Below are 17,482 nucleotides of genomic sequence, written 5' to 3' on the forward strand. Positions count from 1 at the left end.
GCAAGAAAGTAGCTTGACGGAAAGTAGCTTAGCGCTAAGCTATTTCTGCACTCGCCCGCGCCAGCCCATCTCCCCTCGACGGAGTCGGTCATGAACCGCGTCGCCACCACCCTCCTCACCGCCCTCGCGCCCGTCTCCTGGGGCTCCACGTACGCGGTCACCACGGAGTTCCTGCCGGCGGACCGCCCTCTGTTCACCGGGCTCGCGCGCGCCCTGCCCGCCGGACTGGTGCTGCTCGCCCTCGCCCGCAGGCTGCCCCGCGGTGCCTGGTGGTGGAAGGCGGCGACGCTGGGCCTGCTCAACATCGGCGCCTTCTTCCCGCTGCTGTTCCTCTCCGCGTACCGCCTGCCCGGCGGCATGGCGGCGGTCGTCGGTTCCGTCGGCCCGCTCTTCGTCGCGGGCCTCGCGGTGGCCCTGCTCGGCGAGCGCCCGACCCTGCGTACGCTGCTCACCGGGGTGGCGGCGGCGCTCGGGGTCAGCCTCGTCGTCCTGAAGGCGGCCGGAGCGCTCGATGCCGTGGGACTGCTGGCGGCCCTCGCCTCCACCGCCTCGATGTCGGCGGGGACGGTGCTGACGAAGCGGTGGGGGCGGCCCGAGGCAGTGGGCCCACTGGCCCTCACCGCCTGGCAGTTGACCGCCGGCGGGCTGCTGATCGCGCCGGTGGCCCTCCTGGTGGAGGGCGCGCCGCCCGCACTCGACGGCCGGGCGGTCGGCGGCTACGTCTACCTGGCACTGGCGAACACGGCGGTGGCGTACTGGCTCTGGTTCCGGGGCATCGGCCGGCTCACCGCGACCCAGGTCACCTTCCTCGGCCCGCTGTCCCCGCTGACGGCGGCCGTCATCGGCTGGGCGGCGCTCGGCCAGGCGCTGAGCCCGGTGCAACTGGCGGGCATGGCACTGGCCTTCGGCGCCACGGTGTTCGGGCAGCTCGGCGCGCGGCCGGGCGCCCTGCCCGCGACCCGCTTCCCCGGCCCGCGGGGCGGCGTGCGAGACGGGGTTCGGGAAGGGGCGCGCGAGGGTGCTGGCGGGGGCGTGCCGCGGACCGCCCGCGAGGACCTGGCGCGTGCGACCCACCAAGGCCGAACCGATGCGGCGCGCCACTGAGTCGACGCCACGGGCCGGAATCCTGCATGGGGCCGTAACTCCGCGCCGGGCCGTAATCCCGCGCCGGGCCGTAATCCCGCGCCGGGCCGTAATCCCGCGCCGGGCCGGAAACCCGTACGGGCCGAAAAGCCGTGCCCGGCCTGAATCCCGTACGAGGCCGAGGCCACCGGCGGGAGGAGGGTCGGCCGTGCGGCGCGGACCGGCAGGGCCGACCGGCAGGGCGGACCGGCCGGGGGCGGGAGGCCGTCGGGGCGGCGGACGCCGTTCGAGGGTGCCCGAGGGCGTCTGGGGGTGCCCGAGGGCGTCTGGGGGTGCCCGGGGGTTGCCCGGGGTCGCCGGAGGGACATCACTCCGGCATATTCACTCCGCTGTGCCTCCGACGCGGCCGCCACAACGGCCCCTTGACACCCTGACCCGGCCCGTCGAGCCTTGACGGGGCACGGACCCCGGACGCCCCGGGTTGCAGATGGGAACGCTCAACAGCCGTACAAGGGTGAGGAGTTGGCGTGAGGGTCAAGGGTGCCGGCAGCCGGGGAACCCCCTATCCCACCGTCGACGAGCTGACACGCGAGGCGCGCGCGATGGTGGCGGCGCGGCCCGACACCGTGCGCCTGCGGACCGTCGGGACCTCACGCGCCGGCCGCCCGCTCCGGCTCCTGTCCGCGGGGCACGGCCGCCGTCAGATCCTCACGGTGGCCGGGGCGCACGCGAACGAACCGGTCGGCGGCGCCTCCTCACTCGCCCTCGCCGCTGACTTCGTGCGCGATCCGCGCGTGCTGGACGAGCTGGACTGCACCTGGCACTTCCTGCTCTGCCTGGATCCGGACGGTACGACGCTCGGCCAGCGCAGGCTCACCGAACACCCCGCCGGGACCCCCACCCTGGACGGCTACTACCGGGGCTTCTACCGTCCCGCCTTCGTGAGCCAGCCCGAGTTCCCGCCCGTGTCGACCGATCCGCACCTGCCGATGCCCGAGTCGCGGGCGCTCATCGGGCTCATCGACGAACTGCGGCCCGTGCTGCAGTTCTCCCTGCACGGCGTCGAGGTAGGAGGATCGTTCCTGCAGCTGACCCGCCCCGTGGCGGGGGCGGCGCGTGCCTTCCGGTCCGTCGCGGCCGAGCTCGGCATCCCGCTGGAGTACCGGCCGTTCGACGGGATGGGCTGGTTCGTCGACAGCCCGGGGGTGCTCGTGCTCCCCGACGGCAGCCCCACCGACGAACGCGACCCCTCCGGCTACACGTCGCAGGCGACCTGGATGTACGCGATGCGCCACGGGACCGTGACGGCGGTCGTCGAGGCGCCGTTCTGGAGCGTGGCCGCCGTGAGCGACCCGAGCCCCGTCACCCGGCCCGAGCAGGTGATATCGCGGGCCGCCGAGATCCTGCTGGGCCGTGCCAAGCAACTGGAGGAGGTGCTCGGCGGGCTGGCCGACCGGCCGCCGCGCGACGCGCGCCGACTGGCCTTCCACACCGCCGCGCGCGAACTCATGGACATCGGCCCCGGAGTGGTGGACACCTGGAACACGCACGACGCGCACGGCCTCGGCGACGCCGAACTCGCCACGACCGTCGGCAACTCGGTCTCCCTGGGCATCGCGGCCCGCCGCATCCCGCTGCGCGCCGCCGCGATGATGCGCAGCGCCCTGGACGAGCCGTCCGAGGGCGTCGACACCCTGGTGCGCGAGTGGAGCCGGGAGCTGCGGGCCACCTTCGGCACCCGCTGGGTACCCGTGCACCGGCAGACCGCGCTGCACACCCGCACGATGATGCACCTGGCCCGGCAGCTCCTGAGCCCGTGACGGTCCCGCCGGACGGCGGCCTGCGTACGGCGTGCGGCGGCGGGCGTGAGGCGTGCGGCGGGCGAGCAGGCCCCCCGGGGACAGGGCGGCCCCGCGCGCTCGGGTCCCCCCGCGACACCACACCCACCGGCCGCCCCGCCCCACCGGCCGCCCCGCCCCGGAGCCGGGACTCCGCAGCGCCCGGACCCGGCAGCGCCCGGACTCCGCAGCGCCCGCTCGGCGCAGGATCCGCACGCGGCCGGTCCCCGCGCGGCAAGGCCCGTACGCGGCAGGGCCCGTACGCGGCAAGGCCCGTACAGGGCAAGGCCCGAGCGCCGCATCACGCGCGGAAGGGGCGCCCCGCGTGATGCGGGACGCCCCTCCTCGTACCCCGAAGAGCGGGGGAGCCGGCTACCGGGCCGCCGCAGCGTCCGCGGCCTGTGCCTTCAGCGCGCGCTCGATGCCCGAGCGGGACTCGGAGACGAGCCGGCGCAGGGCCGCGCCCGGCTCGGCGGAGGCCAGCCACTCGTCCGTCAGCGCCAGGGTGTCCGCGGAGACCTGGATCGACGGGTAGAGCCCGACCGCGATCTGCTGGGCCATCTCGTGCGAGCGCGAGTCCCAGACGTCCTTGACCGACGCGAAGTACTTCTCCGTGTACGGGGCGAGCAGTTCACGCTGGTCGGTCTGGACGAAGCCGCCGATGACGGCCTCCTGCACGGCGTTCGGGAGCTTGTCGGACTCGACGACCGAGGCCCAGGCCTCCGCCTTCGCCTCCTCGGTCGGGCGGGCTGCTCGGGCGGTCGCCGCGTGCCGCTCACCGGCCGCGGTCCGGTCGCGCTCGTACTCGCCCGCGATCTCCGCCTCGTCGAAACGCCCGACGGTGGCGAGCCGCTGGACGAACGACCAGCGCAGCTCGGTGTCGACGGCCAGGCCCGGGACGGTCTCCCGGTCGTCGAGGAGGCCCTCCAGCAGGTCCAGCTGCTCCGGCGTGCGGGCCGTGGCCGCGAAGGCGCGCGCCCAGGCCAGCTGGTGGTCGCTGCCGGCCTCGGCGGACCGCAGGTGGGCCAGCGTCGCGTCCGTCCAGCGGGTCAGCAGCGCCTCGCGGGTGGTCGGGTCCGCGTACAGCTCGATGGCGAGCTTCACCTGGCGGTGCAGCGACTGCACGACACCGATGTCGGACTCCTTGCCGATGCCCGACAGGACGAGCGACAGGTAGTCGCGGGTCGCGAGTTCGCCGTCGCGGGTCATGTCCCAGGCCGAGGCCCAGCACAGGGCGCGGGGCAGCGAGGCCTCGAAGTCGCCGAGGTGCTCGGTCACGAAGGCGAGGGACTGCTCGTCGAGGCGGACCTTCGCGTACGAGAGGTCGTCGTCGTTGAGCAGGACCACGTCGGAGCGGTGCTTGCCGACGAGCTGCGGCACGGCGGTCAGTTCGCCGTCCACGTCCAGCTCGACGCGCTCGGCGCGGACCAGCTTGCCGCTGCCCCCGTCGAGGCCGTACAGGCCGACCGCGATGCGGTGCGGCCGCAGCGTCGGCTCGCCCTTCGCGCCGGCGGGCAGGGCGGGGGCCTCCTGGCGGATCGAGAAGGAGGTGATGACACCGTCGGCGTCCGTCTCGATCTCGGGGCGCAGGATGTTGATGCCGGCCGTCTGGAGCCACTTCTGCGACCAGGTGCCCAGATCGCGCCCGCTGGTCTCCTCCAGCGCGCCGAGCAGGTCGGACAGACGGGTGTTGCCGTACGCGTGCGCCTTGAAGTAGGCCTGCACGCCCCGGAAGAACTCGTCCATGCCGACGTACGCGACGAGCTGCTTGAGGACGCTCGCGCCCTTGGCGTACGTGATCCCGTCGAAGTTGACGAGGACGTCGTCCAGGTCCCGGATCTCCGCCATGATCGGGTGGGTGGACGGCAGTTGGTCCTGCCGGTACGCCCAGGTCTTCATGGAGTTGGCGAACGTGGTCCAGGAGTGCGGCCAGCGTGACCCGGACGCGTACGCCTGGCAGGCGATGGACGTGTAGGTGGCGAACGACTCGTTGAGCCAGAGGTCGTTCCACCACTCCATCGTCACGAGGTCGCCGAACCACATGTGGGCCAGCTCGTGCAGGATGGTCTCGGCCCGGACCTCGTACGCGGCGTCCGTCACCTTCGAGCGGAAGACGTACTGGTCGCGGATGGTGACCGCGCCCGCGTTCTCCATCGCGCCCGCGTTGAACTCCGGGACGAACAGCTGGTCGTACTTGCCGAACGGGTACGCGTAGTCGAACTTCTCCTGGAACCACTCGAAGCCCTGCCGGGTGACCTCGAAGATCGCGTCCGAGTCGAGGAACTCGGCCAGCGAGGGCCGGCAGTAGATGCCGAGCGGCACCGACTGCCCGTCCTTCTCGTACACGCTGTGCACGGAGTGGTACGGGCCGACGATCAGCGCGGTGATGTACGTGGAGATGCGCGGGGTCGGCTCGAACTCCCAGACGTCGTCCTTGGGTTCGGGCGTCGGCGAGTTGGAGATGACCGTCCAGCCGCTGGGCGCCTTCACGGTGAACCGGAAGGTGGCCTTGAGGTCGGGCTGCTCGAACGAGGCGAAGACGCGGCGGGCGTCCGGCACCTCGAACTGCGTGTAGAGGTAGGCCTGCTGGTCGACCGGGTCGACGAAGCGGTGCAGTCCCTCACCGGTGTTCGTGTAGGCGCAGTCCGCGACGACCCTCAGGACGTTGCGGCCCTCCAGCAGGCCGGCCAGCGCGATCCGTGAGTCCTGGAAGACCTCGGCGGGGTCGAGCGCGTCGCCGTTGAGCGTGACTTCGTGGACGGCCGGGGCCACCAGGTCGATGAAGGACCCGGCGCCGCCCTCGGCCGAGTCGAAGCGCACCGTGGTCACGGACCGGTAGGTGCCGCCCTCCTGCGCGCCGGAGAGGTCGAGATCGATCTCGTACGAGTCAACGCTGAGCAGCTTCGCCCGCTGCTGTGCCTCTTCGCGGGTCAGGTTTGTGCCAGGCACGCGGTCATCTCCTCGTTATGTGTGGGTTGCGCCATCCTTCCACGGGAGCTGCGGGGAATGCGATGTCCGTTTCCCGCCGGTGGCCGGGTCCCCGGACGGCGAGGCTGGTGACATGGCGACACACACTCCGCGACCCGTCCCGCCCGAAGCACTCGAGGAACTGCGCGTCACCGACGACGCGGGGCGCGTCGCGCGTCCCCTGACCGACGAGGAGGGCGGCGCCCCGCTGCGCTGCTGCCTGCGCCGCAGCAGGCCGGGGGAACGCATCGCCCTCGTGTCGTACGCCCCGTTGCGCCGCTGGGCCGCGCTGACGGGTGCCGATCCGGGCGCCTACGACGAGCAGGGGCCGGTGTTCGTCCACGCGCTGGAGTGCGAGGGCCCGGAGACGGAGGCGGTCCCGTTCACGGGCGCCCACCGGACGGTGCGGCGGTACGCGGCCGACGGCCGGATACTCGGCGGCCGCCTGGTCGGGGCGCCGGCGGCGGAGGCCGACTTCACGGCCGCGTTCGCCGAGGCGTTCGCCGACCCCGAGGTGGCCGCGGTCCACGTCCGCGCCGTCGAGTACGGCTGCTTCCTCTACGAGATACGCAGAACCCCCTGACCCCCCGCACGACAAACCACCACCCACCCCCGACGACGCGGCACCCCAGGCCCCCACCTCGGGGGCGCGAGGAACGGCGCGCTCACCCACAACGGCGCGGCACCCGAGGAACGAGGCGCCCCAGGCCCCCACCTGAGGGGCGCGGGGAACGGCGCGCTCAGCCACAAGGACGCGGCACCCGAGGAACGAGGCGCCCCAGGCCCCCACCTCGGGGGCGCGGGGAACGGCGCGCCCAGCCAGAACGGCGCGGCACCCGACGGACGAGGCGCCCCAGGGCCCCCGGGCCGCGGCACGCAACGGGGGGCGGCCACCGCAAAGGTGACCGCCCCCGGAAGGCAGGAAAGACCGCGGCCTCAGCCGCGAAGCTCGGCAGCCACGAGCTCCGCGATCTGCACCGCGTTCAACGCGGCCCCCTTGCGGAGGTTGTCGTTGGAGACGAACAGCGCGATCCCGTGCTCGACGGTCTCGTCCGCGCGGATGCGGCCCACGAAGGACGGGTCCTGCCCGGCGGCCTGCAGCGGGGTCGGGATGTCGGAGAGCGCGACACCCGGCGCCCCGCCGAGCAGCTCGGTGGCCCGCTCGGCCGTGAGGGGCCGCGCGAAACGGGCGTTGACCTGGAGGGAGTGGCCCGAGAAGACCGGAACCCGGACACACGTGCCGGACACCTTGAGCCCCGGGATCTCCAGGATCTTGCGGGACTCGTGGCGGAGCTTCTGCTCCTCGTCGGTCTCGTTGAGCCCGTCGTCGACGACGGAGCCGGCCAGCGGGACGACGTTGAAGGCGATGGGCCGCTGGTAGACCTGCGGCTCGGGGAAGTCCACCGCCGACCCGTCGTGCGTCAGCCTGTCGGCGTCCGCGACGACCTTCTGCGCCTGGCCGTGCAGCTCGGCGACACCGGACACACCGGACCCCGACACCGCCTGGTACGTGGCGACGACCAGCGCCTCCAGGCCCGCCTCCTCGTGCAGCGGCTTCAGCACGGGCATCGCGGCCATCGTGGTGCAGTTCGGATTGGCGATGATCCCCTTGGGCCGGTCGGCGATCGCGTGCGGGTTCACCTCGGACACCACCAGCGGTACGTCCGGGTCCCGGCGCCAGGCGGAGGAGTTGTCGATCACCACGGCACCCTGGGAGGCCACCTTCTCGGCGAGGGCCTTCGAGGTGGCGCCGCCCGCGGAGAACAGGACGATGTCCAGGCCGGAGTAGTCGGCCGTGGAGGCGTCCTCCACGGTCACACCGTCGACGACCGAACCGGCCGAACGGGCCGAGGCGAACAGGCGCAGCTCGGTGACCGGGAAGTCCCGCTCGACCAGGATCCTGCGCATGACCGTGCCGACCTGACCGGTGGCTCCGACGATTCCGACCTTCACGGCGACTCCCTTTGCGTACGTTTCGCGTGGTCCAGCGCTTCCATGATGCGTCTCACCCGGGCCCGCCTGTCCAATCCTTTGCCGTCCGGCTCACGGAGTGGGACACGTCACGGCCGCGGGGGTCCGCCGGGAACGGGCGTGGCAGCGCCGCGCACGGCCACGTACGGCCGGGTGCACGGCCCGCGTACGGCCGGGTGGTCGGCAGCGCGGGGCCGGGGTGCAGGATGTGGCCCCGGGGCCCGCGAAATCCGCTCGAACGTTTCGCGCGGCGCCGGCGTCTTAGGGGAAACGCGGCGAGGGGAGGGGTGGCTGTGCTGCGCAGAATGGCCCGCCGCGTCCAGGGGGCCGGGGCCGGGGGAGGCCCCGACGACCCACTGGACGCGGCTCAGGAGCGCCGGGTGCGGGCGGTGCTCGCGCTCGGCGGGGTGCCGCAGGCGGACCTGCCGGACGGGGTGCAGCAGGTACGCCTGCGGCTCCTGGAGCGCGCGGCGAGCGGCACGGAGGCCCCGCGTGACGTGTCCGCGTGGGCCGCGGTGGTCGCCTCGAACCTGGCGATGGACTGGCACCGGGCCAGGCGCCGCCAGGAGCGGATAGGCGAGCGCCTGGCCTCGCTGAGGCACGCGGAGCACCCGGAGCACTCGACGGGCGACGACACGAAGGTGCTGTCCCTCGCCGTGGCCCAGGGCCTGGACGAACTGCCGGACGCCCAGCGGCAGATCCTCGTGCTGCGCTTCTACGCCGACCTGCCCGTGCGGGGGATCGCCGAGGAGCTCGGCATTCCGGAGGGCACGGTCAAGAGCAGGCTGCACACGGCGGTCCGCGCGCTGCGCGCCCGCCTGCACGAGGACGAGGTGGTGTGACGTGGCCGAGTACGAGGGAATCGACGCGCTGCTGGCCGCGCTCACCGACGAGCCCCTGCCCGAGGGGGCGGGCGACGACGCGGAGTTCGCGGCGGAGCACCGGGCGGCGGTCGCCGACGTGGCCCTGCTCAGGGAACAGCTCAAACTCATGGGCGACACCCTCGCCGCGGAGAGCGAGCACGCAGAGCGCACAGAGCGCACAGAGCGCACAGAGCGCACAGAGCGCACAGAGCACGCAGAGCGCACGGAGCGCACAGAGCGCACCGAGCGCTCGGCGGACCCCGGGCACGTGGACCCGGGCCGCGCGGACTCCGGGGACGCGGGCCGGTCCGCCCAGGTGGACGCGACGCACACGGACGCGATCCACGTGGAGCCCGCGCACACGGACGCCGCGGACACGGCTCCGGAGCGGACGGGCCGGCCCGTGCTGAACGGGCGGGTCCGGCACACCGCCCCGGTAGGGCGCGGGTCGGCCGCGCACGACGGCGCCGGCGAGCAGCGGGACACCCGGGCCCCCGTGAACGGGGCCGGGGTCGCGCACCGGGACACCCCCGGGAGTCCGGACGGTCCCGAGATTCCGGGCGGCCCGGACGGCGAGGTCGGCCGGGGGGACCCGGACGGTCCGTCCGGGAGGGGCACGGCTCTCAGGAAGGCGGGCACGTCCGGGACGGCCACCGCGCCGCGGCGCGCCGGACCGCCGGGGCGTACGGGGCCGGCCGGGCGCCACCGGGTCCGGCGCTACGCGGCCGTCGCCGTGGGCGCGCTCGCGGTGGCGACGGCGACGACGGTCCTCGGCGGGCTGGTGTGGCTCGGTCAGAACGGGGCCGGCGACGCGGACGTCTCGAAGGCGGAGAGCAGCCAGGCCGACTCCAAGGCGGGCGGCAGCCTGGACGGCGGCCGGGCGGAGTACTCGCCCGAGAGGCACATCGCGTGCTCGAAGGTCCTCGTCGAGGGAACCGTGCGGAGCATCACGCCCACGGCCGACGACACGGTGAGCGTCGTCCTGAAGGTGAAGCACTACTACCGGCCGGAGCGGTCCGTGGCGGACCACCCGACGATCGCCGTCACCCTCGCGGACAGTGCCCGCGAGGACCTGAAGGTCGGCATGTACACCCTGGTCAGGGTGCCGGTGAACCCGCAGGAGCGGCAGGACTGGGAGACCGGCTGGGGTGTCGGCGACGCCCGCAAGGACATCCTGAGGGCGCTGCCGGGCGCCCGGGGCGTCCCTTGCCCGGACGGGACGGAAGGCGGGACGGAAGGCGGCCCCTGACGTCCGGGGAAGGCCCCCCCGGGGCCCTCCGGCCGGTTCCGCCGACCAGGACAGCCGGTCCGGGAGAGCCGCCCGGCGTGGGCCGGTCCGTGGCCGGTCCGGGGGGAACCGGCCGGGGGAACGGAAGGGGCGGGCGTCCGGTGGACCGGACGCCCGCCCCGGGCGTTTCAGGACGTACCAGGTGCTACGGCACGACCTTCTCGATCAGCACGCTGCCGGTGCCGGCCACCGTGCCCCGCGCGTTCACGAGCTGCACGCGGCCGAAGAACGTCCGGCCCTCCGGCGGCGCGGCGTTCGCGACGACCTTCGCCGCGACCGGGGCCGAGGCCCCGGTGGCGAGCTTCACGGGCGTCGCGTCGACCTCGACCTGCCCGAGCGAGGGCGCGAAGTACACGTCGAGGTAGTCGTACGCGGTGGTCTGCGCCGGGACCGAGTAGCCGGCGACCTCGACGGTGTACGTGCCGGCGGCGGGCGACTTGACGGAGACGGCCTCCTCGGAGTCGCCGTCGGCCGACTGCCCGACCACCTTGCCGGTGGCGTCGTAGACCGTGAGGTCGAGGTCGGCGGCCGCGTCCGAGACGTTGCCGATCGACACGTCGAGCGAACCGGCGCCCGCGGGCACGTCCACCGTGGTGGTGTCCGTGGCGCCCTGGGCGATGGTCGGCCGGGAGGACTTCGAGGAGCCGAGCGGGCCGCCCTTGAGCGAGCCGTCGATCGCCACGAGCTTGTTCGTCACCTTCCAGGAGACCGGGGCCGGGGTGCCGACCTTGGCCTCGGGGACGGTCACGACGGCCGGGTCGAAGTCGGCGCCCAGCACCTCGACGTCCAGCTTGTACGGGTTGTCGAGCAGCGGCGACGTACGGCGCGACTCGACCTCGATCTCCCAGACGCCCGGCTGCGGGTCGCTGTACGAGCGCAGGTCGGGGCGGCAGCCGTTGCCGTCGAGGTAGTTGTTGTAGCAGTTCGGCGTCGAGGTGACGTCGACCGGGACGCCGTACGGGTGGATGGCGATGAACCGGGTCTGGCTCAGGCCCTTCAGCCCGCCGATCGCGACCTGGAGGGTCTTGGCGCCCTCGGGGACGGTCACGAAGTACGACTTGTGGTTGTTGCGCTGCACCGAACCCGACGCGGAGTAGGTGTACTTGAGCGGCGCGGAGGCGACCACGGTGCTCAGGACCTGCTTGTCGACGCCCTCGGTGCGCGGGTCGTCGACCTCCAGGATCGCGCTGCTGAGGCCGGAGTTCTCCGGCTTGGCGGCGATCTTGACGGTCACCGGCCTGTTCAGCGGGAGCGAGACCTCGTCGCTGCCGACGATCCGGAAGGTGTCGTCCCTGTTGTTCTCCAGGTGCAGTTCGTGCCGGACGGCACGGTCGGCTCCGGAGGTGCGGGTGATGGTGACGTCGTACGTCTTCTTCTGCCCGACGCGCAGACCGCCCTCGCGGTCGTAGATGCCGGTGCCGAAGCCCGGGTCCTTGAGCGCGAAGTCGATCGCGGTGTCGACCGGGGCCTTCACCGCGTAGGTGTGGGCGGTGGCACCGTCACGGATCGAGTCCCAGGCGTCGGGGACGTTGATCAGGCCGGCGCCCTCCGCGTACGCCTGCACACCGCTGATGTGGTCGGCGGTGGAGGCCAGCGCGGTGCGCAGGGTGGCCGGGGTGAGGTCGGTGCCGCGCTGCTTCGCGGCGCTCAGCAGCAGTGCGGAGGCGCCCGCGGCCTGCGGGGACGCCATCGAGGTGCCCTGCAGCATCGAGTAGCCGGCCGGCAGGGAGTAGCCGGCCTCGGCGACCGGGCCGCCGGGCAGCCAGGTCTGCGTGGTGTTGATCGACGCGCCGGGCGCGGTCAGCGTCGGCGTGAAGCCGCCGTCCTCGCGCGGTCCGCGCGAGGAGAAGGGCATCATCGCGTACTTCTTCTCCACGGCCGAGCCGTAGTTGGCGGCCCAGGTCTGCTTGGAGATGGACGCGCCGACCGAGATGACCTTGTCGGCCAGGCCCGGGTCGCCGATGGTGTTGGCACCGGGGCCGGAGTTGCCGGCCGAGATGACGAGCTGGACGCCGTAGGTGTCGATGAGGCGCGTGTAGAGCTCGGCGCGGGCGTTGTTGCCGTCGTTGAGCGCGGGCAGGCCGCCGATCGACATGTTGACGATGTCGACGCCGCGGTTGGCGACGAGGTCGATCATGCCCTCGGTGAGCGCCACGTTCGTGCAGCCGCCGGACCAGGTGCAGGCGCGGGAGGAGACGAGCTTCGCGCCGGGCGCGGCGCCGTTCATCCGGCCGCCGAACAGCTTGTTGGCGGCGGTGATGCCGGCGACGTGCGTGCCGTGCTCGGACTCGATGATGCCGATGTTGACGAAGTCCGACTTCTTGCCGACCCAGGTCCCGCCCAGCGGGTCCATCGGGACGTCCTTGCGGATCTCCACGACGAACGGCACCCGCTCGACGACGTCCGTCGCCGGGTTGTCGGTACCGAAGTAGCCGATCTGGTAGCCGTCCTTGTACGGCTTCATCGTCTCGTCGTCGGTGAAGTCGTTGTTGTCGTTCAGGTCGACGCGGACCGTGCCGGCCGCGGCGTCGTACAGCACGCCCCAGCTGTCGGTCGTGTCGCCGTCGCGGTTCAGGTCGCCGTTCGCGTCGCCGCCGACGGACGCCGACTCGCGGAAGCGGCTGACCGCGTAGTCGCCGGCCGGGGACTTCCAGCTCTCGCCGTCGAAGGAGAAGGCCGGGCCGGAACGGGCGTTGACCATCGCGCGCCAGGTCGCGTCGGCGTCCACCAGCGGGTCGGTCGCCGTCACCCAGTCGACGATCTTGCGCTCGCCGGTCGTGGTCTTCTGGAGCGCGGGGTGCGCCACGTCGACACCGGAGTCGAGGATGCCGATGGTGATGCCGCGGCCGTCCGCCTTCGGGTGGTCCGCCACGAAGTCGACCGCACCCGTCTCGAAGGACGGGTTGTACGGGTTCTCCGCGGGGGTGTTCTTCCCGGGGGCGGGGTAGGTGCCCGCCGTCGGGGCCGCCTTGGCGCCCTTGGCCCGGTCGGCGGAGGGCGTCGGGTCGTCCAGCGCGATCTCCTGCCGCAGGTCGATGCCGTGCACGGAGGAGAGCTTCGAGGCCGCCGCGATGGCCGCCTCGGCCCTGGCGGTGGGGACGGTGGCGCGGACGTAGCCGAGCTTGTCGTAGGTGCGGCCCACGGAGCCGCCGCGCACCGCGTCGAGCTGGTCGGCGACCTGCTCGGTCTGCCCGGGGGCGGTGGCGATCATCATCGTGACGTTCTTGTCGCCGTTCGCCACGGCCTCCGTGAGGAGGTCGGCGTCGGCAGAACCGAGCTTGCCGGTCGCGGACTTGACGGCCGCGTCGGCGGGTGTGCCCGGATCGTCCGCGGAGAAGGCCATGGGTATCGGCCCGGCCGCGGAGAGCGCGGCCACGAGTCCGGCGGCCACGGCGATGCGTGCCGCGCGTCTCGCTCCGGTGATCGGAGCACGCTGAGGGTTGGGGGTCATCAGCATCCTTGTAGGTAAAGGAATGGAGCGTTGGCGATCGGATCGATCACATCAGTCCGGTATGTGAACCCGGATGATCGCTCAGCTTTACCCAAGAGGCGCACGTTTGGGGAGGGTTGACCGTGGCGTGAGGTGTCCATGGCGTAATTCCGCCATACGTCATGCGGTGGATCTCCGGCCAAACCGGGACGTGCGACCCGCCTTGGCCTAACGTCGGCGCATGCACAAGGAGTTGAGGGTGGCGGCCTACGCCGTGTGTGTGCGGGACGGGCGGATGCTCCTCGCGCGCTGGGTGTCGCGCGACGGCCGCAGGCGATGGACCCTTCCCGGCGGCGGAATGGACCACGGCGAGGACCCGTACGACACCGTGGTCCGGGAGGCCGAGGAGGAGACCGGCTACGCCGTCGAGCCGCTCGCGCTCCTCGGCGTCGACTCGTTCCGGCGCAGCCATCCGCGCCGCCTGGGCACCGCCGTCGACTTCCAGGGCCTGCGGATCGTCTACGAGGTCCGGGTGACCGGCGGCGAACTGCGCAACGAGACGGACGGCTCCACCGACATGGCGGCCTGGCACCCCCTCGACGACGTGCCCGCGCTGGACCGGGTGGGCCTCGTCGACGTCGGTCTCGCCCTCTGGCGGGAGCGGCCCGCGGCCGGCCGCGTGACGGGGATTCCCGAGTTCCAGGAGGGCCCCGCGGACGGGCGGACCCCGCCCCTACCCCGCGACATGAACACGGAGTGACCGCCTCCCCTCGGTTCCGCGAGGGCTCGGTGGACGCGCGGGGCGGGCCGAGATCCACGTACGGTGATCGGTGTCGCCCGTTGCGGCCCAGTTAACGCCCAGGTCATCCCCGATGCCAACGATCCGGAGTGAGCGGGGAGTCCGTCAGCCGGACTCCCCGCGACCACTGCCGACGCGTTCGCACTCGGGGAGACCGCGCCATGCCGCGCATACGCTCTGTCGCCACCTCCACTGTCCGTGACCGCCGCGCCTTCCTGGCCGCCACCGGGGCCGTGTCCCTCTCCGCGGGCCTCGGCTTCGCGCTGCGTCCACCCGCCGGCGAGGCCGAGGCCGCGGCCGGTACCGCCACCACCGCCCACGGTTCGCCCGCCGCCGCCTCCCGGCGCGCGCCGGCCGCGCCCCTGGCCCCGTACACCCGCGGCACCACTCTCGCGAGCGTCGCCGCACCGCGTCCCGGATCGGGCTTCCGGCGGCTCGGCGACGGACCCGCCTGGCCCCGCGTCGTACGCGGCGAACTCGCCGCGCCCCGGGCGGGCCGCGCCGGGCGGCGTACCGCGCTCGCCTCGTTCGTGCAGTTCACCGACCTGCACCTGGTCGACGTCCAGCACCCGCTGCGGTACGAGTACCTGCGGGCGCAGACCGCCAGCGCCTGGCGTCCGCAGGAGTCCCTGTCGGTGGCCGGCGCGGTCTCCCTCGTGGAGCGCGTCAACGCGCTGCGGGGAGCCCCGATCACCGGCTCACCGCTGCACTTCGTGATGACCACCGGCGACAACACGGACAACAACGCCAGGACGGAACTCGACTGGTTCCTGAAGGTGATGAGCGGCGGCCGCATCACCCCCAACTCCGGCGACCCGGACCGCTACGAGGGCGTCCAGGACAGCGGCCTCAAGCTGTACTGGCAGCCGGACGCGGCCCTGCGCGACGCCGACAAGCAGCTCGGGTTCCCGCGCGTCGACGGCTTCCTCGCCGCCGCGATCCGCGAACTGCGCAGCCCCGGCCTCAACCTGCCCTGGTACTCGACGGTCGGCAACCACGACTCGCTGCCCGGCGGCTGCTACGCGCCCGGCGACTCGTTCCTCACCGACTTCGCGGTGGGCGGCAGGAAGCTGATGGCACTGGACGAACAGGTCGGCGCCGCGCTCTGGAAGAACGTCAGGAAGGGCCGCGACCCCAAGGGAGCGGGCTTCCGGGAGATGCTCAAGTCCCGTAGGCGCGAGATGCGTTCGGTCACCCCGGACGAGCGCCGCGCCCCCTTCACCCCCGCCGAGTACCTCCGGGCCCACCTCGACCCCGCGCACACCGGCGCGGGGCCCACCGGACACGGCTACTCGCAGGCCAACATCGACGCGGGGACCCAGTACTACACCTTCCGCATCGCGGACGGCCTGCTGGGCGTCAGCCTCGACACCACCGACCCGGGCGGCCACTACGAGGGCTCGCTCGGCACCGCCCAGCTCAGGTGGCTGGAGCGCACCCTCAGGGCCGCGGAGACGGACAAGGAGCACGTCGTCGTCTTCAGCCACCACACCAGCAGGACGATGCGCAACCTCCGCGAGGACCCGGCGCACCCGGGGGAGCGGCGGCACGGCGGGGACGAGGTGCTCGCCCTGCTCGGGGCCCACCGCCCGGTGCTGGCCTGGGTGAACGGCCACAGCCACAAGAACGACATCACCCCGCACCCCGCCCCGGACGGCCGCTCCTTCTGGGAGGTCTCCACCGCCTCGCACGTCGACTTCCCGCAGCTCGCCCGGGTCATCGAGATCGTCGACAACCACGACGGCACGCTCTCGCTGTTCACGACGCTGATCGAGTCGGGCGCCCCGCACCGCACGGACTTCGCCGACCTCTCCCAGACGGGCCTTGCCGCCCTCTACCGGGAGCTGTCCTTCAACGCCCCCGGCGCGCGCGCCGACCTGAACGGGCGGGCGGGCGACCGGAACACGGAACTGGTCCTGAGGAAGAGCTGACCACCGCACCGGCCGGTCCGGCGGGCCCGACACACCCGCCGGACCGTCGTGCCCGCCACGTCCGCGGGACCCGCCCCGGCACGAGGAGGGGCCGACGGACCTCGGTGGCACCTCCGCACGGCCCCTCCTAGCGCCCCGCGCCCCGCACCCCGCGCCTCCCGTTCCCGAGTGCGCGTGCAGGGGCCCCGGTCCGCCACTACCGGGGAACCACCACGACGTACGCGGCCGGGTCGCGGTCCCCCGAGGCCGTCAGAGCGGTCCGCACGACTGCCGCCTGCTGCTCCGCCGACTCCCGCAGCTTCCTCGGAGTGACGTGCACGACCGTGATGCCGAGCCGCTCCATGTGCTCGCGCCTGCGGGCGCACTCGGACCACGCGGCGTCCTCGTCCTGCCGGGGCGTCCGGGTGTCCAGTTCGAGGGCGACGGCCTGGTCGGGCCAGTACGCGTCGACGCCGCCCAGGTGCGGGCCGCCCGGCAGCCGCAGGTCCACGTTCCAGACCGGGTCCGGCAGGCCGTACTCGCGGACCAGCAGGTACAGGCGCTCCTCGGCGACGGAGCGGCCCTCCGCGACGAGCGAGTCCACGGCGTCCACGACGTGCGGACGGCCCAGCAGCCGGGCCTGGGTCAGCTCCCGTACGACGGCGGCCGGGTCGCAGTGGCCGCCGCGCACCGCCTCGGTCAGCAGCCGGCGCACCGCGTCCGCGTCCGTGAGGTCCGCGACCGCGTCGGCCAGGGCGCGCGGCACGGGTGCCACCGGCAGGCCGGCGACCTGCTCGGGCTCGGGCAGGCCCGCGGTGCGCACGATCCGCACGCAGCCCGTCGAGCGCAGCCGGCGCAGCCGCGGGACGAGCACGTCGACGCGGTCCAGGGACAGCAGCGGGGGAGCGCAGGAGAAGCGGTGCAGGGTGAGCGCCGCGAGCCCGGTGACCATCGCCTCCGCGTACTGCCGGGGTCCGTGCGGTTCGCCCGCGCCGGGCTGCGCGGGCACCGACGCGTGGGGAGCGGGGCAGCGCGCCGCGTACATGAGGGCCGCGTGCAGCCGCTCCTCGCCGGTGGCCGGGCCCGGGCGGAGCAGGAACACGCCCGGCAGGAGCTGCTGCCAGGGGCCGCCCGGCCGGCACCGCGCGTTGGTGTCCGCGGCGGTCACCCCGTGCGACCGCAGTTGGGCGGAGGTCAGCACGCGCTGCTGGACGTCGGGCACATGGCGGAGGGGGCGGGGGGAGAGCGGGGTGTCGTGGTTCATGCCCCGGGGTTTCCCGCCGCCGCCCCCACCCCTAACCGCTGTTACACGCCCGTAGGCAAAACCGGACGA

Annotated in this window: 11 protein-coding genes; 7 read left to right on the forward strand and 4 right to left on the reverse strand. The window is 73.4% G+C overall.

Going from position 1 to position 17,482, the window contains the following annotated elements:
• Positions 1-90 precede the first annotated feature (90 nt).
• Complete coding sequence (locus IE265_RS11025) at positions 91-1,104, forward strand: EamA family transporter (protein ID WP_229916126.1); 1,014 nt, start codon at positions 91-93, stop codon at positions 1,102-1,104.
• 506 nt (positions 1,105-1,610) lie between these two features.
• Complete coding sequence (locus IE265_RS11030; protein WP_229916127.1) at positions 1,611-2,903, forward strand: M14 family zinc carboxypeptidase; 1,293 nt, start codon at positions 1,611-1,613, stop codon at positions 2,901-2,903.
• Positions 2,904-3,293: 390 nt separating this feature from the next.
• Here the strand turns inward: IE265_RS11030 and pepN are convergent, their stop codons facing one another.
• A complete protein-coding gene (pepN, locus tag IE265_RS11035; RefSeq protein WP_190035275.1) occupies positions 3,294-5,870 on the reverse strand; it encodes an aminopeptidase N in 2,577 nt (858 codons plus the stop codon).
• Positions 5,871-5,982: 112 nt separating this feature from the next.
• Here pepN and IE265_RS11040 point away from each other — a divergent pair, with 112 nt between their 5' ends.
• The gene (locus IE265_RS11040) at positions 5,983-6,471 is read left to right on the forward strand and encodes a DUF1203 domain-containing protein (protein WP_190035276.1); all 489 of its coding nucleotides are present in this window, start codon (positions 5,983-5,985) and stop codon (positions 6,469-6,471) included.
• A 353-nt stretch (positions 6,472-6,824) separates the two neighbouring features.
• On the opposite strand, the gene IE265_RS11045 is transcribed toward IE265_RS11040, so the two are convergent.
• The gene (locus IE265_RS11045) at positions 6,825-7,841 is read right to left on the reverse strand and encodes an aspartate-semialdehyde dehydrogenase (RefSeq protein WP_190035277.1); all 1,017 of its coding nucleotides are present in this window, start codon (positions 7,839-7,841) and stop codon (positions 6,825-6,827) included.
• 305 nt (positions 7,842-8,146) lie between these two features.
• Between IE265_RS11045 and IE265_RS11050 the strand changes: the two genes are divergently transcribed.
• Both IE265_RS11050 and IE265_RS11055 read left to right on the forward strand, forming a co-directional pair.
• On the forward strand, positions 8,147-8,701 hold the full coding sequence (locus tag IE265_RS11050; protein ID WP_190035278.1) for an RNA polymerase sigma factor: 555 nt from the start codon (positions 8,147-8,149) through the stop codon (positions 8,699-8,701).
• A 1-nt stretch (position 8,702) separates the two neighbouring features.
• Positions 8,703-9,971, forward strand: coding sequence for a hypothetical protein (locus tag IE265_RS11055; RefSeq protein ID WP_190035279.1), 1,269 nt, complete (start codon positions 8,703-8,705; stop codon positions 9,969-9,971).
• Between the two features lie 184 nt (positions 9,972-10,155).
• On the opposite strand, the gene IE265_RS11060 is transcribed toward IE265_RS11055, so the two are convergent.
• Positions 10,156-13,461, reverse strand: a complete 3,306-nt coding sequence (locus IE265_RS11060) for a S8 family serine peptidase (RefSeq protein WP_190035280.1) — start codon at positions 13,459-13,461, stop codon at positions 10,156-10,158.
• Positions 13,462-13,681: 220 nt separating this feature from the next.
• Between IE265_RS11060 and IE265_RS11065 the strand changes: the two genes are divergently transcribed.
• A complete protein-coding gene (locus IE265_RS11065) occupies positions 13,682-14,200 on the forward strand; it encodes an NUDIX hydrolase (RefSeq protein WP_190035281.1) in 519 nt (172 codons plus the stop codon).
• Positions 14,201-14,400: 200 nt separating this feature from the next.
• Positions 14,401-16,170, forward strand: coding sequence for a TIGR03767 family metallophosphoesterase (locus IE265_RS11070; RefSeq protein ID WP_190035282.1), 1,770 nt, complete (start codon positions 14,401-14,403; stop codon positions 16,168-16,170).
• Positions 16,171-16,366: 196 nt separating this feature from the next.
• On the opposite strand, the gene IE265_RS11075 is transcribed toward IE265_RS11070, so the two are convergent.
• Positions 16,367-17,413, reverse strand: a complete 1,047-nt coding sequence (locus tag IE265_RS11075; protein WP_190035283.1) for a putative endonuclease domain-containing protein — start codon at positions 17,411-17,413, stop codon at positions 16,367-16,369.
• Positions 17,414-17,482: the final 69 nt, after the last annotated feature.

The organism is Streptomyces fructofermentans (assembly GCF_014651055.1).
In the GTDB taxonomy this organism is placed as follows: Bacteria; Actinomycetota; Actinomycetes; order Streptomycetales; family Streptomycetaceae; genus Streptomyces; species Streptomyces fructofermentans.

Excerpts from the sequence above, each read along its gene's own strand:
- IE265_RS11025 (WP_229916126.1), top strand. The coding sequence starts at position 91 with ATGAACCGCGTCGCCACCACCCTCCTCACCGCCCTCGCGCCCGTCTCC.
- IE265_RS11040 (WP_190035276.1), top strand. The coding sequence starts at position 5,983 with ATGGCGACACACACTCCGCGACCCGTCCCGCCCGAAGCACTCGAGGAA.
- IE265_RS11060 (WP_190035280.1), bottom strand. The coding sequence starts at position 13,461 with ATGACCCCCAACCCTCAGCGTGCTCCGATCACCGGAGCGAGACGCGCG.
- IE265_RS11065 (WP_190035281.1), top strand. The coding sequence starts at position 13,682 with ATGCACAAGGAGTTGAGGGTGGCGGCCTACGCCGTGTGTGTGCGGGAC.
- IE265_RS11070 (WP_190035282.1), top strand. The coding sequence starts at position 14,401 with ATGCCGCGCATACGCTCTGTCGCCACCTCCACTGTCCGTGACCGCCGC.
- IE265_RS11075 (WP_190035283.1), bottom strand. The coding sequence starts at position 17,413 with ATGAACCACGACACCCCGCTCTCCCCCCGCCCCCTCCGCCATGTGCCC.